This window comes from Burkholderia sp. Bp8963 (assembly GCF_003854275.1).
Classification (GTDB): Bacteria; Pseudomonadota; Gammaproteobacteria; order Burkholderiales; family Burkholderiaceae; genus Burkholderia.
In genome coordinates this window covers 1-17,221 of sequence record NZ_QTQP01000043.1, presented here as the reverse complement: position 1 = coordinate 17,221, position 17,221 = coordinate 1, and the positions used below count along the sequence as shown (strand labels likewise).

General features: G+C 65.4%; 18 protein-coding genes. 7 read left to right on the top strand and 11 right to left on the bottom strand.

The annotated features are described in order from the left end of the window. Positions 1–5 precede the first annotated feature (5 nt). The 4 genes from DID96_RS28165 to DID96_RS28150 are packed head-to-tail and all read left to right on the top strand — an operon-like array spanning position 6 to position 3,336. Positions 6–1,202 carry an acyl-CoA dehydrogenase family protein gene (locus tag DID96_RS28165; protein WP_124602517.1) on the top strand — a complete coding sequence of 399 codons (1,197 nt, stop codon included), beginning with the start codon at positions 6–8 and terminating at the stop codon, positions 1,200–1,202. A gap of 10 nt (positions 1,203–1,212) precedes the next feature. Beyond that, positions 1,213–2,346 carry an acyl-CoA dehydrogenase family protein gene (locus DID96_RS28160; RefSeq protein ID WP_124602516.1) on the top strand — a complete coding sequence of 378 codons (1,134 nt, stop codon included), beginning with the start codon at positions 1,213–1,215 and terminating at the stop codon, positions 2,344–2,346. A gap of 37 nt (positions 2,347–2,383) precedes the next feature. After that, on the top strand, positions 2,384–2,845 hold the full coding sequence (locus DID96_RS28155; RefSeq protein ID WP_124602515.1) for a MaoC family dehydratase: 462 nt from the start codon (positions 2,384–2,386) through the stop codon (positions 2,843–2,845). Next, a complete protein-coding gene (locus DID96_RS28150; protein ID WP_124602514.1) occupies positions 2,842–3,336 on the top strand; it encodes a MaoC family dehydratase in 495 nt (164 codons plus the stop codon). The genes DID96_RS28155 and DID96_RS28150 overlap by 4 nt, the downstream gene beginning before the upstream one ends. A 70-nt stretch (positions 3,337–3,406) precedes the next feature. Here DID96_RS28150 and DID96_RS28145 read toward each other — a convergent pair whose 3' ends face one another. The 5 genes from DID96_RS28145 to DID96_RS28125 form a co-directional block, all read right to left on the bottom strand. After that, on the bottom strand, positions 3,407–4,099 hold the full coding sequence (locus DID96_RS28145; RefSeq protein ID WP_124602513.1) for a glutathione binding-like protein: 693 nt from the start codon (positions 4,097–4,099) through the stop codon (positions 3,407–3,409). A 113-nt stretch (positions 4,100–4,212) separates the two neighbouring features. Then, entirely contained in the window at positions 4,213–5,430 is a 1,218-nt protein-coding gene (locus DID96_RS28140; RefSeq protein ID WP_124602512.1) for an acyl-CoA dehydrogenase family protein, read from the bottom strand. Between the two features lie 75 nt (positions 5,431–5,505). Continuing rightward, positions 5,506–6,615 (bottom strand): phosphotransferase, encoded by a 1,110-nt coding sequence (locus DID96_RS28135; protein ID WP_124602511.1) that lies wholly within the window; start codon positions 6,613–6,615, stop codon positions 5,506–5,508. 26 nt (positions 6,616–6,641) lie between these two features. Next, on the bottom strand, positions 6,642–7,358 hold the full coding sequence (locus tag DID96_RS28130; protein WP_124602510.1) for a histidine phosphatase family protein: 717 nt from the start codon (positions 7,356–7,358) through the stop codon (positions 6,642–6,644). A gap of 7 nt (positions 7,359–7,365) precedes the next feature. Next, on the bottom strand, positions 7,366–8,157 hold the full coding sequence (locus tag DID96_RS28125; RefSeq protein ID WP_124602509.1) for an oxepin-CoA hydrolase, alternative type: 792 nt from the start codon (positions 8,155–8,157) through the stop codon (positions 7,366–7,368). Between the two features lie 205 nt (positions 8,158–8,362). On the opposite strand from DID96_RS28125, the gene DID96_RS28120 reads away from it, so the two are divergent. After that, a complete protein-coding gene (locus tag DID96_RS28120) occupies positions 8,363–9,019 on the top strand; it encodes a glutathione S-transferase (RefSeq protein WP_124602508.1) in 657 nt (218 codons plus the stop codon). Positions 9,020–9,162: 143 nt separating this feature from the next. On the opposite strand, the gene DID96_RS28115 is transcribed toward DID96_RS28120, so the two are convergent. Further along, the gene (locus DID96_RS28115) at positions 9,163–10,335 is read right to left on the bottom strand and encodes a pyridoxal phosphate-dependent aminotransferase (protein ID WP_124602507.1); all 1,173 of its coding nucleotides are present in this window, start codon (positions 10,333–10,335) and stop codon (positions 9,163–9,165) included. Between the two features lie 33 nt (positions 10,336–10,368). Next, positions 10,369–10,866, bottom strand: coding sequence for a putative toxin-antitoxin system toxin component, PIN family (locus DID96_RS28110; RefSeq protein WP_124602506.1), 498 nt, complete (start codon positions 10,864–10,866; stop codon positions 10,369–10,371). Between the two features lie 57 nt (positions 10,867–10,923). Between DID96_RS28110 and yaaA the strand changes: the two genes are divergently transcribed. After that, positions 10,924–11,706 (top strand): peroxide stress protein YaaA, encoded by a 783-nt coding sequence (gene yaaA, locus DID96_RS28105; RefSeq protein ID WP_124602505.1) that lies wholly within the window; start codon positions 10,924–10,926, stop codon positions 11,704–11,706. A 141-nt stretch (positions 11,707–11,847) separates the two neighbouring features. Then, positions 11,848–13,002, top strand: a complete 1,155-nt coding sequence (locus tag DID96_RS28100; protein WP_124602504.1) for a M14-type cytosolic carboxypeptidase — start codon at positions 11,848–11,850, stop codon at positions 13,000–13,002. 101 nt (positions 13,003–13,103) lie between these two features. Here the strand turns inward: DID96_RS28100 and DID96_RS28095 are convergent, their stop codons facing one another. The 4 genes from DID96_RS28095 to DID96_RS28080 all read right to left on the bottom strand — a co-directional run bounded on the left by DID96_RS28095 (position 13,104) and on the right by DID96_RS28080 (position 16,919). Next, entirely contained in the window at positions 13,104–13,760 is a 657-nt protein-coding gene (locus DID96_RS28095; RefSeq protein ID WP_124602503.1) for a BspC domain-containing protein, read from the bottom strand. A 150-nt stretch (positions 13,761–13,910) separates the two neighbouring features. Continuing rightward, entirely contained in the window at positions 13,911–14,585 is a 675-nt protein-coding gene (locus DID96_RS28090) for an energy-coupling factor ABC transporter permease (RefSeq protein ID WP_124602502.1), read from the bottom strand. An 82-nt stretch (positions 14,586–14,667) separates the two neighbouring features. Then, complete coding sequence (locus tag DID96_RS28085) at positions 14,668–15,504, bottom strand: response regulator transcription factor (RefSeq protein WP_124602501.1); 837 nt, start codon at positions 15,502–15,504, stop codon at positions 14,668–14,670. A gap of 197 nt (positions 15,505–15,701) precedes the next feature. Further along, complete coding sequence (locus DID96_RS28080) at positions 15,702–16,919, bottom strand: DUF2863 family protein (RefSeq protein WP_124602500.1); 1,218 nt, start codon at positions 16,917–16,919, stop codon at positions 15,702–15,704. Positions 16,920–17,221: the final 302 nt, after the last annotated feature.

Below are 17,221 nucleotides of genomic sequence, written 5' to 3'. Positions count from 1 at the left end.
TTCGCATGGATCTGGATTATTCCCCCGCCGACGACGCGTTCCGCGCCGACATTCGCGCATGGCTCGAGGCCAACCTGCCTCACGCGCTGCGCGCCAAGGTTCTCGATCACAAACGACTCAACCGCGAAGACTACGCGAGCTGGCACCGGATTCTCGGCCAGCGCGGGTGGTCGGCGCCTGCGTGGCCGGCCGAATATGGCGGCCCGGGCTGGAACGCGACGCAGCGGCACATCTGGGACGAGGAGTGCGCATGGATCGGTGCGCCGACCGTGCTGCCATTCGGCGTGTCGATGGTCGCGCCGGTGCTGATGAAGTACGGCAGCGACGCGCAGAAGCGCCGCTACCTGCCGCGCATACTCGACGGTTCCGACTGGTGGTGCCAGGGCTACTCGGAGCCGGGTTCCGGCTCGGATCTCGCGTCGCTGCGCACGCGGGCCGAGCGCCACGGCGATCATTACGTCGTCAACGGACAGAAGACCTGGACGACGCTCGGCCAGCACGCCGACATGATGTTCTGCCTCGTGCGCACCGATCCCGCCGCAAAGAAGCAGGAGGGCATCTCGTTCCTGCTGATCGACATGAAGACGCCGGGCATCACCGTGCGGCCGATCATCACGCTCGACGAGGATCACGAAGTCAACGAGGTGTTTTTCGAGGACGTGAAGGTGCCGGTCGAGAACCTCGTCGGTGATGAGAACCGCGGCTGGACCTATGCGAAATACCTGCTCGGGCACGAACGCACGGGGATCGCCCGTGTCGGCGGGTCGAAGCGCGAACTCGCGTTCCTGAAGCGGGTGGCGCTGAACCAGCAGAAGAACGGCAAGCCGCTGCTCGCCGATCCGGTGTTCGCCGCGAAGGTCGCGGCGCTCGAGGTCGAGCTGATGGCGCTCGAGGTGACCGTGCTGCGGGTGGTCAGCCGCGAGACGAGCGGCAAGGGGCCGGGCCCCGAAGCGTCGATGCTGAAGATCAAGGGCACCGAGGTGCAGCAGGCGCTCACCGAGCTGATGTTCGAAGCGATCGGCCCGCTCGCGGCGCCGTTCGACGTGCGATTCCTCGAAGGCGAGCGCGACCATAGCGCCGCCGGCGACGATGATGCCGCGCCGCTCGCCGCGTACTACTTTAACTTCCGCAAGACGTCGATCTATGGCGGGTCGAACGAAATTCAGAAGAACATCATCGCGCAGATGATTCTCGGACTGTGAGGAGCGGTATATGGATTTCACCTTTACCGATGAGCAGCAGCAATTCGCCGACGCGCTGCGTCGTTATCTCGGCGAACAGTATGGCTTCGAAGCGCGCCAGGCGATCGTGCGCAGCGATGCCGGCGTGTCGGACACGCAATGGCAGGCGTTCGCGGAGCTCGGCCTGACGGCGCTGCCGGTGCCGGACGCGCAGGGCGGTTTCGGCGGGAACGCGGTCGACATGCTGGTCGTGATGCAGGAACTCGGCCGCGCGCTCGTCGTCGAGCCGTACTGGGCGACTGCGGTCGGCGTCGAGGCGTTGCGCGTCGCCGGGACCGCAAGCGCTCAGGATGCCGCGCTGCTGGAACGCGTCGCGCAAGGGCAGGCGCGCGTTGCTGTCGCATTCCACGAACCGCACGCGCGCTACGACCTGTTCGCGCTCGACACGCATGCGCGGGGCCAGGATGGCACATATCGCGTGACCGGCGCCAAATCGGTCGTGCAGCATGGTGCGCAGGCCAGCGCGTGGATCGTGCCCGCGCGGCTCGACGATGGCGCGGTGGGCCTGCTGGTCGTCGAGCAGGCGGCGGCAGGCACGGATGTCGTCGACTATCGGACGATCGACGGGCAGCGCGCGGCCACGATCCGTTTCAACGACACACCCGCGCGCCTGCTGACGGGCGGCGCACGCGACGCGGCGGCGCTCGAGCAGGTCGCCGACTATGCGACCGTGCTGCTGTGCGCGGAAGCGATCGGCGCACTCGACGAACTGAATCGCGCAACGGTCGAATATACGAAGACGCGCGAGCAGTTCGGCGTGCCGATCGCGCGTTTCCAGGCGTTGCAGCACCGGATGGTCGACATGCTGATCCACGCGGAGCAGGCGCGTTCGCTGACCTATCTGGCAGCGGTGCGTTATGCGAGCGACGACGCGAATGCGCGACGCAAGGCCGTGTCCGCAGCGAAGGCGCGGGTCGGCCAGGCTGCGCGCTTCGTCGGCCAGCAGGCGGTCCAGCTGCACGGCGGAATGGGCGTGACCAACGAGGTCGCCGCCGCGCATCTGTTCAAGCGGCTTGCGATCATCGAGACGACGCTCGGCGATACCGATCATCATCTCGCCCGCATCGCGGCATTGCCCGACTTCATGCAGGCCGAAGCCGCATGACGGCAGCGCGCCTGCGCGTCACACAAGGAGAGACAACATGGGCGTCAGTTACGAAGACCTGGTAGTGGGCAGTACCACCGAAGTCGGCCGCTATACGTTCGAGGCGGACGACATCAAGGCGTTCGCGGAGCGCTACGACCCGCAGCCGTTCCATGTCGACGAGGTCGCTGCGGCGGCGTCGCCGTTCGGCGGGCTCATCGCGAGCGGCTGGCATACCTGTTCCGTGTTCATGGGCATGCTCGTGCGCAATGTGCTGCCGGGCTCGACCGGCATGGGGTCGCCCGGCATCGACGAGATCCGCTGGCTCAAGCCCGTGCGCGCCGGCGACACGATCACGATGTACCAGAAGATCAACGACAAGCGCGTATCCGGGAGCAAGCCCGATCGCGGCATCGTGTCGACCGAATGGATCGGCGTCAACGGCAGCGGCGAGACGGTGATCACCGTGCGCTCGAAGGTGATTTTCGGGCTGCGCGATCCGGCAGGAGGGAACGCATGACCGAAGTTACGCTGCCGCTGATCGCATCGGCGCAGGCACTTGCCGCGCGCGTCGGCGAAGCGCCGCTCGCGAGCGGCTGGATGGAGGTCGACCAGCACCGCGTCGACGGGTTCGCCGACGCGACGGGCGACCATCAGTGGATTCACGTCGATCCCGAGCGCGCGCGGCGCGAGTCGCCGTTCGGCGGCCCGATCGCGCATGGCTTCCTGACGCTGTCGCTGATTCCCGCGCTGATGGCCGAGGCGATGCGCTTCGAGCAGAGGATGGGGGTGAACTACGGCCTGAACCGCGTGCGCTTCCTGAAGCCGGTGCCGGTCGGCGCGCGCGTGCGCGCGCTGTTCGCGGTGAAGGAAACCGCTGACGTCGCGCAGGGTGGCGTGCAGGTCACGTGGTCCGTATCGATGCAGGTCGAACGCGTCGATGGTGCCGATAGTGCCGAAACGCCGCTAGTCGTGTGCGCGGCGGAGTTCATCACGCTGCATTATTTCTGACGCGCGTTCGGGTTCGCGCATGGGGGCGCGACACAAGGTGTGGCCCCATGCGCGGCCCCATGCGCGGCGCTCAGTGCTTCGCGTACTGCGTTGCACCGAACAGCACTTCGCGCGCCTTGTCGTCCTGCAGCGGCTGGCGCAGCGACGCCAGCACCTCGACGCCGCGCTGCACGGCGGGACGCGCGGCAATCGCTTCGTGCCAGCGCTTCACGTTCGGCAATTCGTCGAGCACGACCCCCTGGTTTTGCCACGAACGCGTCCACGGGAACGTCGCAATGTCTGCAATCGTGTACTCGTCGCCGGCGAGATACGCGGTTTCGCCGAGCCGCTTTTCCATCACGTTGTACAGGCGCTTCGCTTCGTTCGTGTAGCGGTTGACCGCATAATCGATCTGTTCGGGCGCGTAGAGGCGGAAGTGATGCGCTTGCCCGAGCATCGGGCCGATGCCGCCCATCTGGAACATCAGCCATTGCAGTGTCGCGTAGCGCGCGGCCGGGTCCGTCGGCAGGAAGCGGCCGGTCTTTTCCGCGAGATAGATCAGGATCGCGCCGGACTCGAACAGCGCGATCGGCTTGCCGCCCGGGCCGTCCGGGTCGACGATCGCGGGGATCTTGTTGTTCGGGCTGATATTCAGGAACTCCGGCGTGAACTGGTCGCCCTTGCCGATATCGATCGGGTGCACGCGATACGCGAGGCCGGTTTCCTCGAGCAGGATATGCACCTTGTGGCCGTTCGGGGTCGCCCAGCTGTAGACGTCGATCATCGTCAACTCCATGGTTGCATGCGCGAAAGCGGCACCTCAGGGGGCCTCACGGGCGCCGCGACAGGCGGTCATTAGAGCATGGATCGGCGCGCGCTGCAGACGCCCGCTTCGTGCTATCCGGCGTAGCGCGCGAGCTCCAGTTTCGCGATCGCGATGCGGTGCACTTCGTCGGGGCCGTCGGCGAAGCGCAGCGTGCGCGCCGATGCGTACGCATACGCGAGCGGGAAGTCGTCGCTGACACCGCCACCGCCATGCGCCTGGATCGCCCAGTCGATCACCTGGCACGCCATGTTCGGTGCGACCACCTTGATCATCGCGATCTCGCCGCGCGCGGCCTTGTTGCCGACGGTATCCATCATGTAGGCCGTCTTCAGCGTGAGCAGGCGCGCCTGCTCGATCAGGCAGCGCGCTTCGGCGATCCGCTCCTGCGTGACCGTCCGGTCGGCGATCGGCTTGCCGAACGCGACGCGCTTCAGCGCGCGCTTGCACATCAGCTCGAGTGCGCGTTCGGCGAGCCCGACGAGCCGCATGCAGTGATGGATGCGGCCGGGCCCGAGGCGGCCCTGTGCGATCTCGAAGCCACGTCCCTCGCCGAGCAGCAGGTTCGACGCCGGCACGCGCACGTTCTTCAGCGTGATTTCCATGTGGCCGTGCGGTGCGTCGTCATAGCCGAACACGTTCAGCGGCCGGCGCACCGTGACGCCGGGCGTGTCGGACGGCACGAGGATCATCGACTGCTGCGCGTGGCGCGGCGCCGACGGATCGGTCTTGCCCATCACGATGTACAGCTTGCAGCGCGGGTCGCCCGCGCCGGACGACCACCACTTGTGGCCGTTGATCACGTACTCGTCGCCGTCGCGTTCGATGCGGGTGCGGATGTTCGTCGCGTCCGATGATGCGACTTCAGGTTCCGTCATCAGGAATGCCGAGCGGATCCGCCCGTCGAGCAGCGGCTCGAGCCACGTGCGCTTGTGCTCGTCGCTGCCGTAACGCTCGAGCGTTTCCATGTTGCCGGTGTCCGGCGCGTTGCAGTTGAACACTTCGGGCGCCCACGGCACACGTCCCATGATCTCGCAAAGCGGCGCGTATTCGACGTTGGTCAGGCCCGCGCCGTGTGCCGAATCGGGCAGGAACAGGTTCCACAGGCCTGCGTTGCGCGCTTCGGCCTTCAGCGTCTCGAGCAGCTCGACCGGACGCCATGCGTTGCCGTCGCGGCGATTGCGGGCGATCTCGTCGTAGAACGCCTGCTCGTTCGGGTAGATGTGCGTTTCGAAGAACGCGAGCAGCTTCTCGCGTAACGCCTGGACTTTCGGGGAATAGTCGAAGTGCATCGTCGGCCTCGCTGTCGGAAAACGTCGGGGAATGGGGCGGTGCGCTTCGCGCTTCAGCGCACCTTCTACGTACGTTCAGCGCACCTTCAGCGCGTACTGCCACGCCAGTTCCGCCATCGGCCGCGCGCGCCGGCCGGCGTCCAGCGCCTGCGCGCTCGATGCAGTGCCGTCGACGACGCGCTTCATGATCCCCTGCAGGATCGCCGCGATGCGAAACATGTTGTAGGCCAGGTAGAAATTCCAGTCGGCCCGGATCGACAGGCCGGTGCGTTCGCAGTACCGCGCGACGTAGTGCGCTTCGTCCGGGATGCCGAGCGCGTGCCAGTCGAGTCCGGCGATGCCGCGGAACTGCTGCGGATCGACGTGCCACGTCATGCAGTGGTACGCGAAATCGGCGAGCGGATCGCCGAGCGTCGACAGTTCCCAGTCGAGCACCGCGAGCACGCGCGGCTCGTCCGGGTGGAAGATCAGGTTGTCGAGGCGATAGTCGCCGTGCACGACGGAAGCGGGACGGTTTTCGTCCGCGGTGTCGGGCGGCATGTGAAGCGGGAGCCAGCCGATCAGGCGATGCATCGCGTCGATCGGTTCGGTCTCCGACGCAAGATACTGCTTGCTCCAGCGACCGATCTGCCGCGCGAAGTAGTTGCCGGGCTTGCCGTAGTCCGCCAGCCCGATCGTAGCCGGATCGAGCGCATGCAGCGCGGCGATCACGCGATTCATCTCGTCGAAATGCGCGGCCCGCGCGGCGGGCGACATGCCGGGAAGAGACGGGTCCCACAGCACGCGCCCGTCGACGAACGCCATTACGTAGAACGCGCGGCCGATCACGCGTTCGTCTTCGCATAACGCGTGCATCTGCGCGACCGGCACGTCGGTGCCGGCCAGCGCGGCCATCACGCGGAATTCGCGCTCGATCGCGTGCGCGGACGGCAGCAGCTTCGCGGCGGGCGCGGGTTTCGCACGCATCACGTAGCTGCGCGATGGCGTGACGAGCTTGAAGGTCGGGTTCGACTGGCCGCCCTTGAACTGCTCGACGCAGAGCGGTCCCGCGAAGCCGTCGACGTGCTCGGCAAGCCAGCGAGACAGCGCGGCGGTGTCGAAGCGCTGCCGCTCGCCGACCGGTGTGGTGCCAACGAACGCCGCGTAATCGGTGCCTTGCGGCGCGTTATCGTTCGGATGCGCCATCGTGTCTCCTCCAGGCGATGTGACGATCAGGGTTGCGCGAACTCTTGGTACTGCTGATACAGCACTTCCATCGTCGTGTTGCGCGTGTCCCGGTGCAGCGCTTCCGGCGGCGAGTAATTGAGCAGGCGGATCACCCAGTCGTGCGGCGCGTCGCCGACGTCGAGCGCGTTGATGCAGCCGGTCGACTGCGACAGGTGGCCGATGAAGATCCGCTGTCCGGGCACCGTCGCATGCGACAGCAATGCGCAGTTGACGCCACCGTGCAGCACGAGCAGCACGGTGTCCCATGTCGGGTCGGCCCGCAGCGCGTCGAGCGGCGGCAGCACGCGGTCGATCAGTTCGCCGATCGTTTCGCCGCCGAGAAAGCGCGTGTCTTCGGGCACGATGCCGTCGAGCACGCGCAGGAATGCGTCGCGATGCTGGTCCGACGGAATCTCTGCCAGATGCCCGCCACGGATTTCGCGCCACGCGGGTTCGATCTCGATGTCGATGCGTTGCCCGGTTTCCGCGAGCACGCGTTGCGCGGTTTCGATCGTGCGCGGCAGGCCGCTTGCGATCACGCGGTCGAAGCGTATGTCCTGTTCGGCGAACGCGCGGCCGGCGGCGCTCGCCTGATCGCGGCCGCGGGCGTTGAGCGGCACGCTGTCGGGATCGATCGCGCGTCCGGAAGCGTCGAAATAGGTGACGTCGCCGTGCCGCATCAGGTAGATGCGGCGGCGTTGGGGCAGCTCGTAACGTGACATGGCGGGCTTAGCGTTTGTAGACGGGCGGACGTTTTTCAAGAAACGCGGTGATGCCTTCGTGCGCGTCCGCGTGATACAGCGACGCGACGAAATGGTCGCGCTCGGTCACGAGATGTGCGTCGAGCGGTTGCGCGGCGGCGTCGTCGAGCAACGCCTTGATGCGTGTCAGCGCGTTCGGCGAGATGCCGGCAAGCGTGTCCGCCCATGCGAGTGCATCGGCGAGTGCGGCGCCGGGTGCCGCGACGCGATTGACCACGCCGAGCGCGTGCAGGCGCTCGGCCATCACGGGTTTGCCTTCGAACAGGATCTCCGCGGCGAGTGCGCGCGGCAGCGCGCGGGCGAGGAACCACGAGCCGCCGCCGTCCGGCGTCAGGCCGACGCGCGCATATGCCATCACGAACTTCGCGTCGCGCGCGGCGACGATCAGGTCGCAGGCGAGTGCGAGCGAGAAGCCAGCGCCGGCCGCGGCGCCTTCGACCGCCGCGATGACCGGCTTCGTCGATGCGCGGATCGCGGCGACCCACGCACCGAGCAGATCGATGCTGTCGGCCTGGTACGCCGGATCCTTCGAACGGTTGTCGAGCAGCCGGTTCAGGTTGCCGCCTGCGCAGAAGAAGCGGTCGGCGCCCGTGAGCACGACCGCGCGAATCGCGGGGTCGCGTTCGGCGGTGGCGAGCGCTTCGACGCCCGCTGCGTACATGTCGGGGTGAAGTGCGTTGCGTGTACCGGGGTTGGATAACGTGAGGACAAGCGTCGATTCGCTTTCGGGTGGGCGTGATGCCAGCAGTTCAGCACTCATGCGAGTGTGTCTCCATCGGATGGCGCGGTCGCGAGCGATGCCGAATCCGTTGTATCGGCAGCCGGCGATGCTGCTACCTTGAATATATGGACGTCGTGGCGGACGCGAAACTGTTTTAGACTAGCACGAACGTGCTTTTCAGCGCGACGAATCCCCGCGTGCCAGGCGTCGATCCGGCCGCGTCCCAGCGAGGAAGGAGGCTCCGATGCTACAGCTGTGCGGTATTCCGTTGTCCAACTATTACAACAAGGTGAAATTCGTCCTGCTCGAGTACGGTATTCCGTTCGAGGAATCGACGTGCGGCCTGCCGATCGTCGACCCGGCCGTGCTGGCCGATACGCCGCTCGGCAAGATTCCGTTCCTGAAGACCGAACAGGGCGCGCTGTTCGAATCGCAGGTGATCATTGAATATCTTGCGGCGCGCTATCCGGACAAGCCGATTTTCCCGTCCGACCCGTTTGCGGCCGCGAAGGTGCGCGAACTCGTCGAGACGCTCGAACTGTATCTCGAATGGACCGCGCGCGAAGTCTATACGGAAGCATTCTTCGGCGGGAAAGTCAGCGACGGGATGAAGGCGCACGTCGAGAAGCGCCTGCCGCGCGCGATCGATGCATTCAAGAAGATGACGCGGTTCTCGCCGTATGTGCTCGGCGACTCGTTCGGATTGGCCGACATCGCCGCATCGATCCACCTGCCCGTGATCGGGATGGCGACGAAGGCGATCTTCGGCCGCGATTTCCTGCTCGAAGCCGGCATCGACTGGAAGGCACACGCGCAGAAGGTCGCCGAACGTCCGGCGGCGCAACGTGTCGCCGACGATCGCAAGGCGTATCTCGCGGCGGCGAACGGCAAGCGCCCGTGAGCGCAGTGCGGGGCGCAGTGGCGGTCGCAGTGACGTTATAACGCATGCCCCGCGATGCGCAGGGCATGGGCGTCGGCAGGGTGCCGCGCGCGAGTCGGGAAGCGGGCGACACGTCGTCGCCCGTATGTGGTAAACGCTGTCGCTTACAGGCGCGAGAGCCGTTCGAGCGCCGTCGCGAGCGTGCTTTCCTGCTTCGCGAAGCAGAAGCGCACGACGCCCGACTCGTGCGGCTCGTGATAGAACGCCGACACCGGAATCGCGGCGACACCGACTTCCGCGGTGAGCCACTTCGAGAACTCGGCTTCGGGCAGATCGCTGATCGCCGAATAGTCGACGCACTGGAAATACGTGCCCGAGCACGGCAGCAGCTTGAAGCGGGTGCGCTCGAGGCCGGCGCGGAAAAAGTCGCGCTTGTTCTGATAGAAATCGGCGAGCGTCAGGTAGGGCGCCGGGTCGCGCATGTAGTCGGCGAGCCCGAGCTGCATCGGCGTATTCACCGTGAATACGTTGAACTGGTGGATCTTGCGGAACTCCGCGGTCAATGCGGCGGGCGCGGCGACATAGCCGACCTTCCAGCCCGTCACGTGATAGGTCTTGCCGAAGCTCGACACGATGAAGCTGCGCGCGGCCAGCTCCGGATAGCGCGCGACGCTTTCGTGGCGCGCGCCGTCATACACCATGTGTTCGTACACTTCGTCGGAAACGATCAGCACGTTGGTGCCGCGCACGATCTCCTCGAGCTTGCGCATGTCCGCCTCGCGCCATGTGGTGCCGGTCGGGTTGTGCGGCGTGTTGATCAGGATCATGCGTGTCTTCGGCGTGATCGCGGCCGCGACGCGATCGAACGGGATCGCGTAGTCCGGCGCTTCGAGCGTGACGAATACCGGCTTGCCGCCCGCGAGCTCGATCGACGGCAGATAGCTGTCGTAGGTCGGCTCGACGACGATCACTTCATCGCCCGGATGCACCGCGCACAGGATCGCGGTGAGCAGCGCCTGTGTCGCGCCGGCCGTCACCGTGATCTCGGTCGCCGGGTCGTAGCGGCGGCCGTAGACGTGCGCGATCTTGTCCGCGATCGCTTCGCGCAGCGGCGCGACGCCGGCCATCGGCGGGTACTGGTTATGGCCGCTGCGCATCGCGGCCGCGACCGCATCGACGATGCGCGGGTCGCAATCGAAATCCGGAAAGCCCTGGCCGAGGTTCACGGCGCCTTTCTCGGCGGCGAGCGCGCTCATGACCGTGAAGATCGTCGTGCCGACGTTCGGCAGGCGCGAAGGAAAAACGGGAGTCGTAGGCATGTCGGAAGGAGCGTTCATCGGGACAGTCGGAAGAAATGGGCGCGGCTCGGGTCAGGCCGGCGTTGCGGTTCGGGCCGTCGCCGTGTCGAGCGCGCAGGCGTCGACGAATGGCGCGGGCTGCGCAATCCGGAAACCGAAGTCGCGCGCGGTGCGTTTGGCAAGCTTCAGCAGCGCCCGGTCCTTCGATACGAGCCAATCGGCCTGCACGGCGCGAGCCAGTTCGAGAAACTTCTGGTCGTCGCGGTCCTTGCATTTCGGCAGCGGCGGCGCGTCGGCATCGACGGGGGGCGGCTCGACATGACGTGCGAGACGCGCGACGGTCGCGAGCGCGGCGGCCTTGTCGACCGCGCGTGCCTGGAATTGCGGATAGTCGAGCACATGCTCGAGTTCGGTCCTGCAGCGGCCGTCGATCATCGCGACGAGCGTGCCGCGTTCCAGTGCGGCCCGGATCGGGCGGGTGGCGGGATCGTCGAAGACAAGAATATCGATCCAGACGTTCGAATCGAGCACGACGCGACATTCGGCGTGCGGGGCGAGGGAGCTGGGCATTCGTTACAATCGGTGGTTTTCGTCTGACCGCGCGGCACGGCGTGCCAGCGAGCCTCTATGATAATCGTTCTCTCTCCCGCGAAATCCCTCGACTACGACACCCCCGCCCATGTCCCGACCTACACCGAGCCGGCGTTCGTCGACGACGCGTCGGAGCTGATCGACGGCCTGCGCAAGCTGTCGCCGCAGGACATCGCGACGCTGATGGACATTTCCGATCCGCTCGCGCGCCTGAACTTCCAGCGCTACGCGGACTGGTCGCCGGTTTTTTCCACGGCGAACGCGAAGCAGGCCGTGCTTGCGTTCAACGGCGACGTTTATGAGGGATTCGACGCAAAATCGCTGTCGGCCGCGGATCTCGACTACGCGCAGCGGCACGTGCGCGTGCTGTCGGGGCTGTACGGGCTGCTGCGCCCGCTCGACCTGCTGCAGCCTTACCGGCTCGAGATGGGCACGCGTTTCGCGAACGCACGCGGCAAGGATCTCTATGCGTTCTGGGACGACCGGATCACGCGGGCGCTGAACGAGCAGCTGGACACGCGCAGCGGGGCATCGCGCGTGCTGATCAATTGCGCGTCGACCGAATACTTCAAGTCGGTCAAGCCGAAACTGCTGACCGCGCCCGTCATCACGCCGGTGTTCGAGGACTGGAAGGGCGGCCGCTACAAGATCATCAGCTTCCACGCGAAACGCGCGCGGGGCCTGATGGCGCGTTATGTCGTCGAGAATCGCATCGCCGAGCCGCAGGCGCTGAAGGATTTCGCGGTGGAAGGCTATGCGTTCGACGACGCCGCGTCGAACGATTCAACTTACGTATATCGCCGGCGTGTCGGCGAGTGATCGCCCGGGCAATTCACGAGACTGCCGGGGCAGCTGTGCATGGAGCCGGAGCAAGTGCTGAAGCATGAAGTCCGGTCGACCGCGAAGCATGGGATCAGAGTAAGCGCTAAAGCGCTAACTCTGGTCGACAAAGGAGAGATGATGACCCTTTCAATCACCAGTAATTTCGACGCTGGCGCGATCGACGTCGTGTCGTGCGAGCGCCCGGACGCGATCCGTCTGCGCGTGCGCGGCGACAACCAGGCCGAGTTCGCGCAATGGTTCTACTACCGCGTGACGGGCGCGCGCGGCGAGCGGTGCGTGATGACGTTCGAAAACGCAGCCGAATGCGCGTACCCGTCGGGCTGGCGCAATTACCACGCGGTCGCGAGCTACGACCGCGTCGACTGGTTCCGTGTGCCGACGACGTTCGACGGCACGACGATGACGATCGACCATACGCCCGAATTCGACAGCATCCATTACGCGTACTTCGAGCCGTACTCGGAAGAGCGGCATGCAGCGTTTCTCGGCGCGGTCCAGCAATTGCCCCACGCGAGCGTGACCGAGCTCGGCCGGACCGTCGAAGGGCGACCGATGTCGCTGCTGACGCTCGGCACGCCCGAGACCGGCGGCGCGCCGAAGAAAAACGTGTGGATCATCGCGCGTCAGCATCCCGGCGAGACGATGGCCGAATGGTTCGTCGAGGGGCTCGTGAAGCGCCTGGCCGGGTGGGGCGACTGGGCGGGCGATCCGGTCGCGCGCAAGCTCTACGACCAAGTGACGTTCCATATCGTGCCGAACATGAACCCGGATGGCAGCGTGCATGGCAACCTGCGTACCAACGCGGCCGGCGCGAACCTGAACCGCGAATGGATGGAGCCGGACGCGATGCGCAGCCCCGAAGTGCTGGTCGTACGCAATGCGATCCATGCGATCGGCTGCGACATGTTCTTCGACATTCACGGCGACGAGGATCTGCCCTATGTGTTCGTCGCGGGCTCGGAGATGCTGCCGAGCTTCACCGAGCAGCAGGGGAAGGCGCAGACGGCCTTCATCGACGCGTTCAAGGTCGCGAGCCCTGATTTCCAGGACGAGCACGGCTACGCGGCAAGCAAGTACAAGGAGGATGCGCTCAAGCTTGCGTCGAAATACATCGGGCATCAGTTCGGCTGCCTGTCGCTGACGCTCGAGATGCCGTTCAAGGACAATGCGAACCTGCCCGACGAGCGTGTCGGCTGGAACGGCGAACGCAGCGCGGCGCTCGGCGCGGCGATGCTTGCTGCGATCCTGCGTCAGGTCGAAACCTTCGCGTAAGCGCATACTCGGCAGCTGTCGAACGCAAGAAAAAAAGTCGGGGCATCGTTTGATGCCCCGACTTTTTTGCGTCTGTCGTTGTCGACCGGTCGTCGGTCGTGTCAGGACTTTTTCGCCGACGATTTCTTCTTCACGGCTTTCTTCTGGCCGGTGGATTTCTTCATTGCGACAGCCTGCCTGGTGGTGCGGCCCGTCGCTTTTGCCTTGGCCTTGCCCTTGGCCGATTTGCCCTTGAATTTCTTCGTCGTCGGCGCAGGCCGTTCGACGCGCGGTTTCAGCGGCGGAACCGGGTCGTTCCAGCTGAACGCGAGCATCTGCTGGCCGACGTAGCCGCAGCGGAACTTCAACGGTGTGGGGGCGCCGCCGTCCTTGCGAATGCCGAGCCCGTCGACGGTGACGATATTGTCGACCTTGGTGCGCTGTTTGCCTTGATCGAACGAGTCGTTCCATGGCGTGATCGCTGCGTTGCCGTTGTCGAATGCATTCGACGGGAAATCGACGCGATCGAAGGCCGACGACGTGCTGGCGATGAAGCTGCCGTGTGCCGCGCAGTCTGCGACGAGCGGGTCGGCGTGCATGTCGTTGACGAATTTGTTGATCAGTTCGGAGCGCTGGTCGAGTAGGTCGGCGAGTACCGGCGCCGGGAGCGCAAGCGACAGACCCGCGACACAGGCTGCCAGCTTGCCGAACGCTCTGAAAATCCGGAGCGAGGCGGGTGAGCTGTCCATCTGGTTATTGGTGAGGAGCGAATGAGACATCGGGCACGTATAGAGGCCCGATGAAGAGCAGGAGTTCAATCTTAGCGCAAAAAAATCGTGCAGCAGTAGACGGGGCACTCTCGTGTGCCGCGCAAGCGATGCGTCGGGACACTCAACGGCATCGCGGCCAGATCGCCGACCGACGGAGACTTATGCGCGCGGTCCGCCAAGGCGATAGCGGCGGACGTCGAACGTCGTGACCCAGGCCGGACGATAGACGGCGATGAGTGCAGTCGCGAGGCCGGTGAACCAGGCTTCGCCGAGGGCGAGCAACGTGGTGTTCAACAGGTAGCCGGACGGGATCACGATCGCGGCGCCGTCCGCAAGCGCGAGCTGCACGCCGGCTGCTGCCGCTGCCACCACGACGATCGTGATCGCCGGCGACAGGAACCCCTGGCCCGTGATGAACGACGACAGGTTGTGCGGCAACCACGCGATCGCGGCGCGCTGCAGCAACGACGACACCACGACCGGCAACGCGCCGTAGATCAGGTATGTCAGCCCGATGCCCTGCCAGGGTGCGTCGAAGATGATCGCGGCGACCGCCGTGACGGCACCCATCGCGATCAGCGCAAGCGTCCAGTCGAACAACGTGACGAGCAGGGTCGCGCCGAGCAGGTGCATGACGAGCCCGTCCTCGAGCCAGGCGTTCGACGCCCAGAGGACCATGATCGCCGTGACGAGCGCAAGCCAGACGTGCTGAAGCGTCGCGTCCTGAAGCCGGACGAACGGGCGATTCCATATCGCCAGCGCGAGCAACGCCACGGCGGCGATCCAGCCACCGACGCCAACCCAGAGCGGAAGCGGTGTGAAGAGGAAACCCATGCGTCCATATTACTCGTTGAACATCAAAGGTGGGAATCCACACGAGCATCGACCGTCGCAATATTGAGACTGTCCCGTCCGGCTAGCGATCGCGGCGGAACCGCGCCGGCGGCTCGGCGGCCTGTGGAGTGTTCTGAAGGCCGTCGTTCGCAGCAGGCGACGGGTACTTGCGGTCGGCGCACATTGCACGCAGCGGCATCGGGCCGCGCTCGCCGAGCGACGGCCGGCGTGTGCTGTCGCGGTTCGACAACAGCACCTCGAGATGCGGGGACAGCCAGCCGTTGTAGATCGCGACCGCGGCGGCGCGATTGGCTGCGCCGAGCTGCTGGAAAATGCTCGCGAGATGAATTTTCACCGTGCCTTCGCTGATGCCGAGCGTGCGGGCGATCATCTTGTTGGTGCTGCCCATGTGGACGAAACGCATGATCTGCGCTTGCCGTGGCGACAGGATCCGGGATGGCGGGCGGCGGGGAATCGATCCGGCGAGTTCCTCGAGATGTGAGTCATGGCGGGCCGCGAACGACGATGGCAGGAGGTTGAGGGCGATCGGCGGGATGTAATGTCCGCCGAGCAGAACCATCTCGAGTGCGCGCACGATCAGGTAGGGCCGCGTGGAGCGCGGGATCACGCCAGTGACGCCGCAATTGAAGAGCCGCCGCACGACTTCCGGCGTGGGCTCGTCGATCAGCACTGCGGCGGGGGCAGGGGCGCAGGCGCTGCAGAGCGCCTGAAGTTCGCTGAGCCGGCCGACGTCCTGCCAGTCGATCGCGACCAGATCGAAACGCTGACTGCGCAATACCCGACGGGCCTGGAAGCCGTCAGGCGCTTCGTTGTATCCGGCGTGGCGATCGATCTGCCGCAACAAGACCTTCAGTCCGTCACGCCGCTCCGCGTCTGAGTTGAGCACCAGGAACCGCATATTCAGCCTCCATAAGGGTGAGTCATTGAGCTGCCGGCGTCATGCCTTGGGCTTGATGATGACAAATACCTTACATGATGTCTGCTTGGCTGAATGGCTTAGGATAAGTCCGAAAGATTTGTGGGCAAGAAAAAAGCCGCTCCGGCAGTGACCTGGAGCGGCTTGCGACGGGTGGCCGTTTGGGCCGTGCGTGCGTGTCAGTGGAAGTGCGGTTGCGCGGGCGACGCGTCTTCCGGCATTTCGGCGTGGACGATTTCGCCGAGCGGATCCGCGTACAGCGGAACGCCGCAATCGTCGCAGTATTCGGGCTCGAAGCGGCCCGCATGCCGGCGGACGTCCGTTACACCGCATTCCTTCAGCAGGCTCACGATTTCCTCGAGCGGGCCTTCGATCGGCATGTCGCTTTCGAGCGTCGCGTTGTCGATTGCAACATCGCCGTTTTCGCGGCCGTAAAGCGGCCAGACGACGCCATAGATCACGTCGTTATTGCCGCGGCGCGTGAATCCGACCCGGTACTCGTCGATCCGGCGCTCGCCGAATCCGGCGACCACCGCACGCAGTTCCTGCGGTGCTGCACCAAGTGTGTCGAAAAGATAACGAATGGCGGTTCGCACGGTGTGCGGACGCACGCGTTCGTCCGCATCGCGGCACGCCGAATAGTACGCGTCCGGAAGCAGGCATTCGAACTCGCACCCTGGCAACGCGAGCGCGAGATTGGGGCCACCTTGCGCTGTCCATTGTTCGAGGCATTGGCCTCGCTCGATTCGGGCGCCATGCTCTTCTTCCTGCCAGCGGAACAGCGACGCACCCGCGGGAGCGGCCACGACCGCGAGCAGGAAGCGCGGGTCTGCCAGGATCGGCGACGTTTCGGGCAGGTCCCCGTAATTGATCTTGGCGGCGTGCTGGCCAAGCGCGGCGTGCGCGAGCTGCTGCGCGAGCCGGTAGGTCTCGACGTGGTGCCGTGGCAACTGGTCGATGCTGTAGAGGAACGGAGCAAGCCCGACGAGCGTGCCGCTGGCGAGCACGTGCGCCTGCAGATGCGTGCGCAGGGCATCGACGACATCGCCCTTGAGCGGACCCGACGGGATCATGTAGCGCGTCCAGGCCAGCACGGGCACCGCGACCAGCAGCGCGTCGTACGGCTGGCCGTCGTGCTCGACCACCATTGACTCGCTGTGCGTCTCGGCCATGTCGGCGAGTGCGCCATACGCGTCGGGATGGTTCTGCTGCAGATGATCAAGGGCCGCGTCGAGCGTGGTCTGGTTACCGTTGCGCACGATCTTTGCGAGCAGCGCATCGAGCTTTGCTTCCCAGAAGCGGTCCTCGATGCGGCTGCCGGATGCGAAGAGCGCAAGCGACAGGCCGACCAGTTTGTCGGCATCGGGAGGGAGACGTTTGGCGATTCGCTGGCGCATGTTAAATACGTATAGAAAGGGGCGGTGAACCTCTTATTCTAGTCCGTTCTGTGCGCTATACGCGGTCTCGCACCGCAGCATGATGTTCGGGCAGCTTGCTGAACAATGTGAAAAACTGCGTCACCCCCTTGCACACGTCGGGGCAGATGCCTACAATCACGCCTCTTTCGCGCTAACGGCAACGCGGCGCGGGAGAGGGGAAGCGAAGTTGGCCGGATGTCTTGTTAGACGTTTGGCTGGCCAAGGAAGATGAACCCCGCAGTCGCAACGAGGTAGTAAAGAAAGTTGTTGACGAACTGCGA

Coding starts and splice junctions, on each gene's coding strand:
- DID96_RS28165 (WP_124602517.1), top strand. CDS start 6: ATGGATCTGGATTATTCCCCCGCCGACGACGCGTTCCGCGCCGACATT.
- DID96_RS28160 (WP_124602516.1), top strand. CDS start 1,213: ATGGATTTCACCTTTACCGATGAGCAGCAGCAATTCGCCGACGCGCTG.
- DID96_RS28155 (WP_124602515.1), top strand. CDS start 2,384: ATGGGCGTCAGTTACGAAGACCTGGTAGTGGGCAGTACCACCGAAGTC.
- DID96_RS28150 (WP_124602514.1), top strand. CDS start 2,842: ATGACCGAAGTTACGCTGCCGCTGATCGCATCGGCGCAGGCACTTGCC.
- DID96_RS28145 (WP_124602513.1), bottom strand. CDS start 4,099: ATGATCGACGTCTACAGCTGGGCGACCCCGAACGGCCACAAGGTGCAT.
- DID96_RS28140 (WP_124602512.1), bottom strand. CDS start 5,430: ATGCACTTCGACTATTCCCCGAAAGTCCAGGCGTTACGCGAGAAGCTG.
- DID96_RS28135 (WP_124602511.1), bottom strand. CDS start 6,615: ATGGCGCATCCGAACGATAACGCGCCGCAAGGCACCGATTACGCGGCG.
- DID96_RS28130 (WP_124602510.1), bottom strand. CDS start 7,358: ATGTCACGTTACGAGCTGCCCCAACGCCGCCGCATCTACCTGATGCGG.
- DID96_RS28125 (WP_124602509.1), bottom strand. CDS start 8,157: ATGAGTGCTGAACTGCTGGCATCACGCCCACCCGAAAGCGAATCGACG.
- DID96_RS28120 (WP_124602508.1), top strand. CDS start 8,363: ATGCTACAGCTGTGCGGTATTCCGTTGTCCAACTATTACAACAAGGTG.
- DID96_RS28115 (WP_124602507.1), bottom strand. CDS start 10,335: ATGAACGCTCCTTCCGACATGCCTACGACTCCCGTTTTTCCTTCGCGC.
- DID96_RS28110 (WP_124602506.1), bottom strand. CDS start 10,866: ATGCCCAGCTCCCTCGCCCCGCACGCCGAATGTCGCGTCGTGCTCGAT.
- yaaA (WP_124602505.1), top strand. CDS start 10,924: ATGATAATCGTTCTCTCTCCCGCGAAATCCCTCGACTACGACACCCCC.
- DID96_RS28100 (WP_124602504.1), top strand. CDS start 11,848: ATGACCCTTTCAATCACCAGTAATTTCGACGCTGGCGCGATCGACGTC.
- DID96_RS28095 (WP_124602503.1), bottom strand. CDS start 13,760: ATGTCTCATTCGCTCCTCACCAATAACCAGATGGACAGCTCACCCGCC.
- DID96_RS28090 (WP_124602502.1), bottom strand. CDS start 14,585: ATGGGTTTCCTCTTCACACCGCTTCCGCTCTGGGTTGGCGTCGGTGGC.
- DID96_RS28085 (WP_124602501.1), bottom strand. CDS start 15,504: ATGCGGTTCCTGGTGCTCAACTCAGACGCGGAGCGGCGTGACGGACTG.
- DID96_RS28080 (WP_124602500.1), bottom strand. CDS start 16,919: ATGCGCCAGCGAATCGCCAAACGTCTCCCTCCCGATGCCGACAAACTG.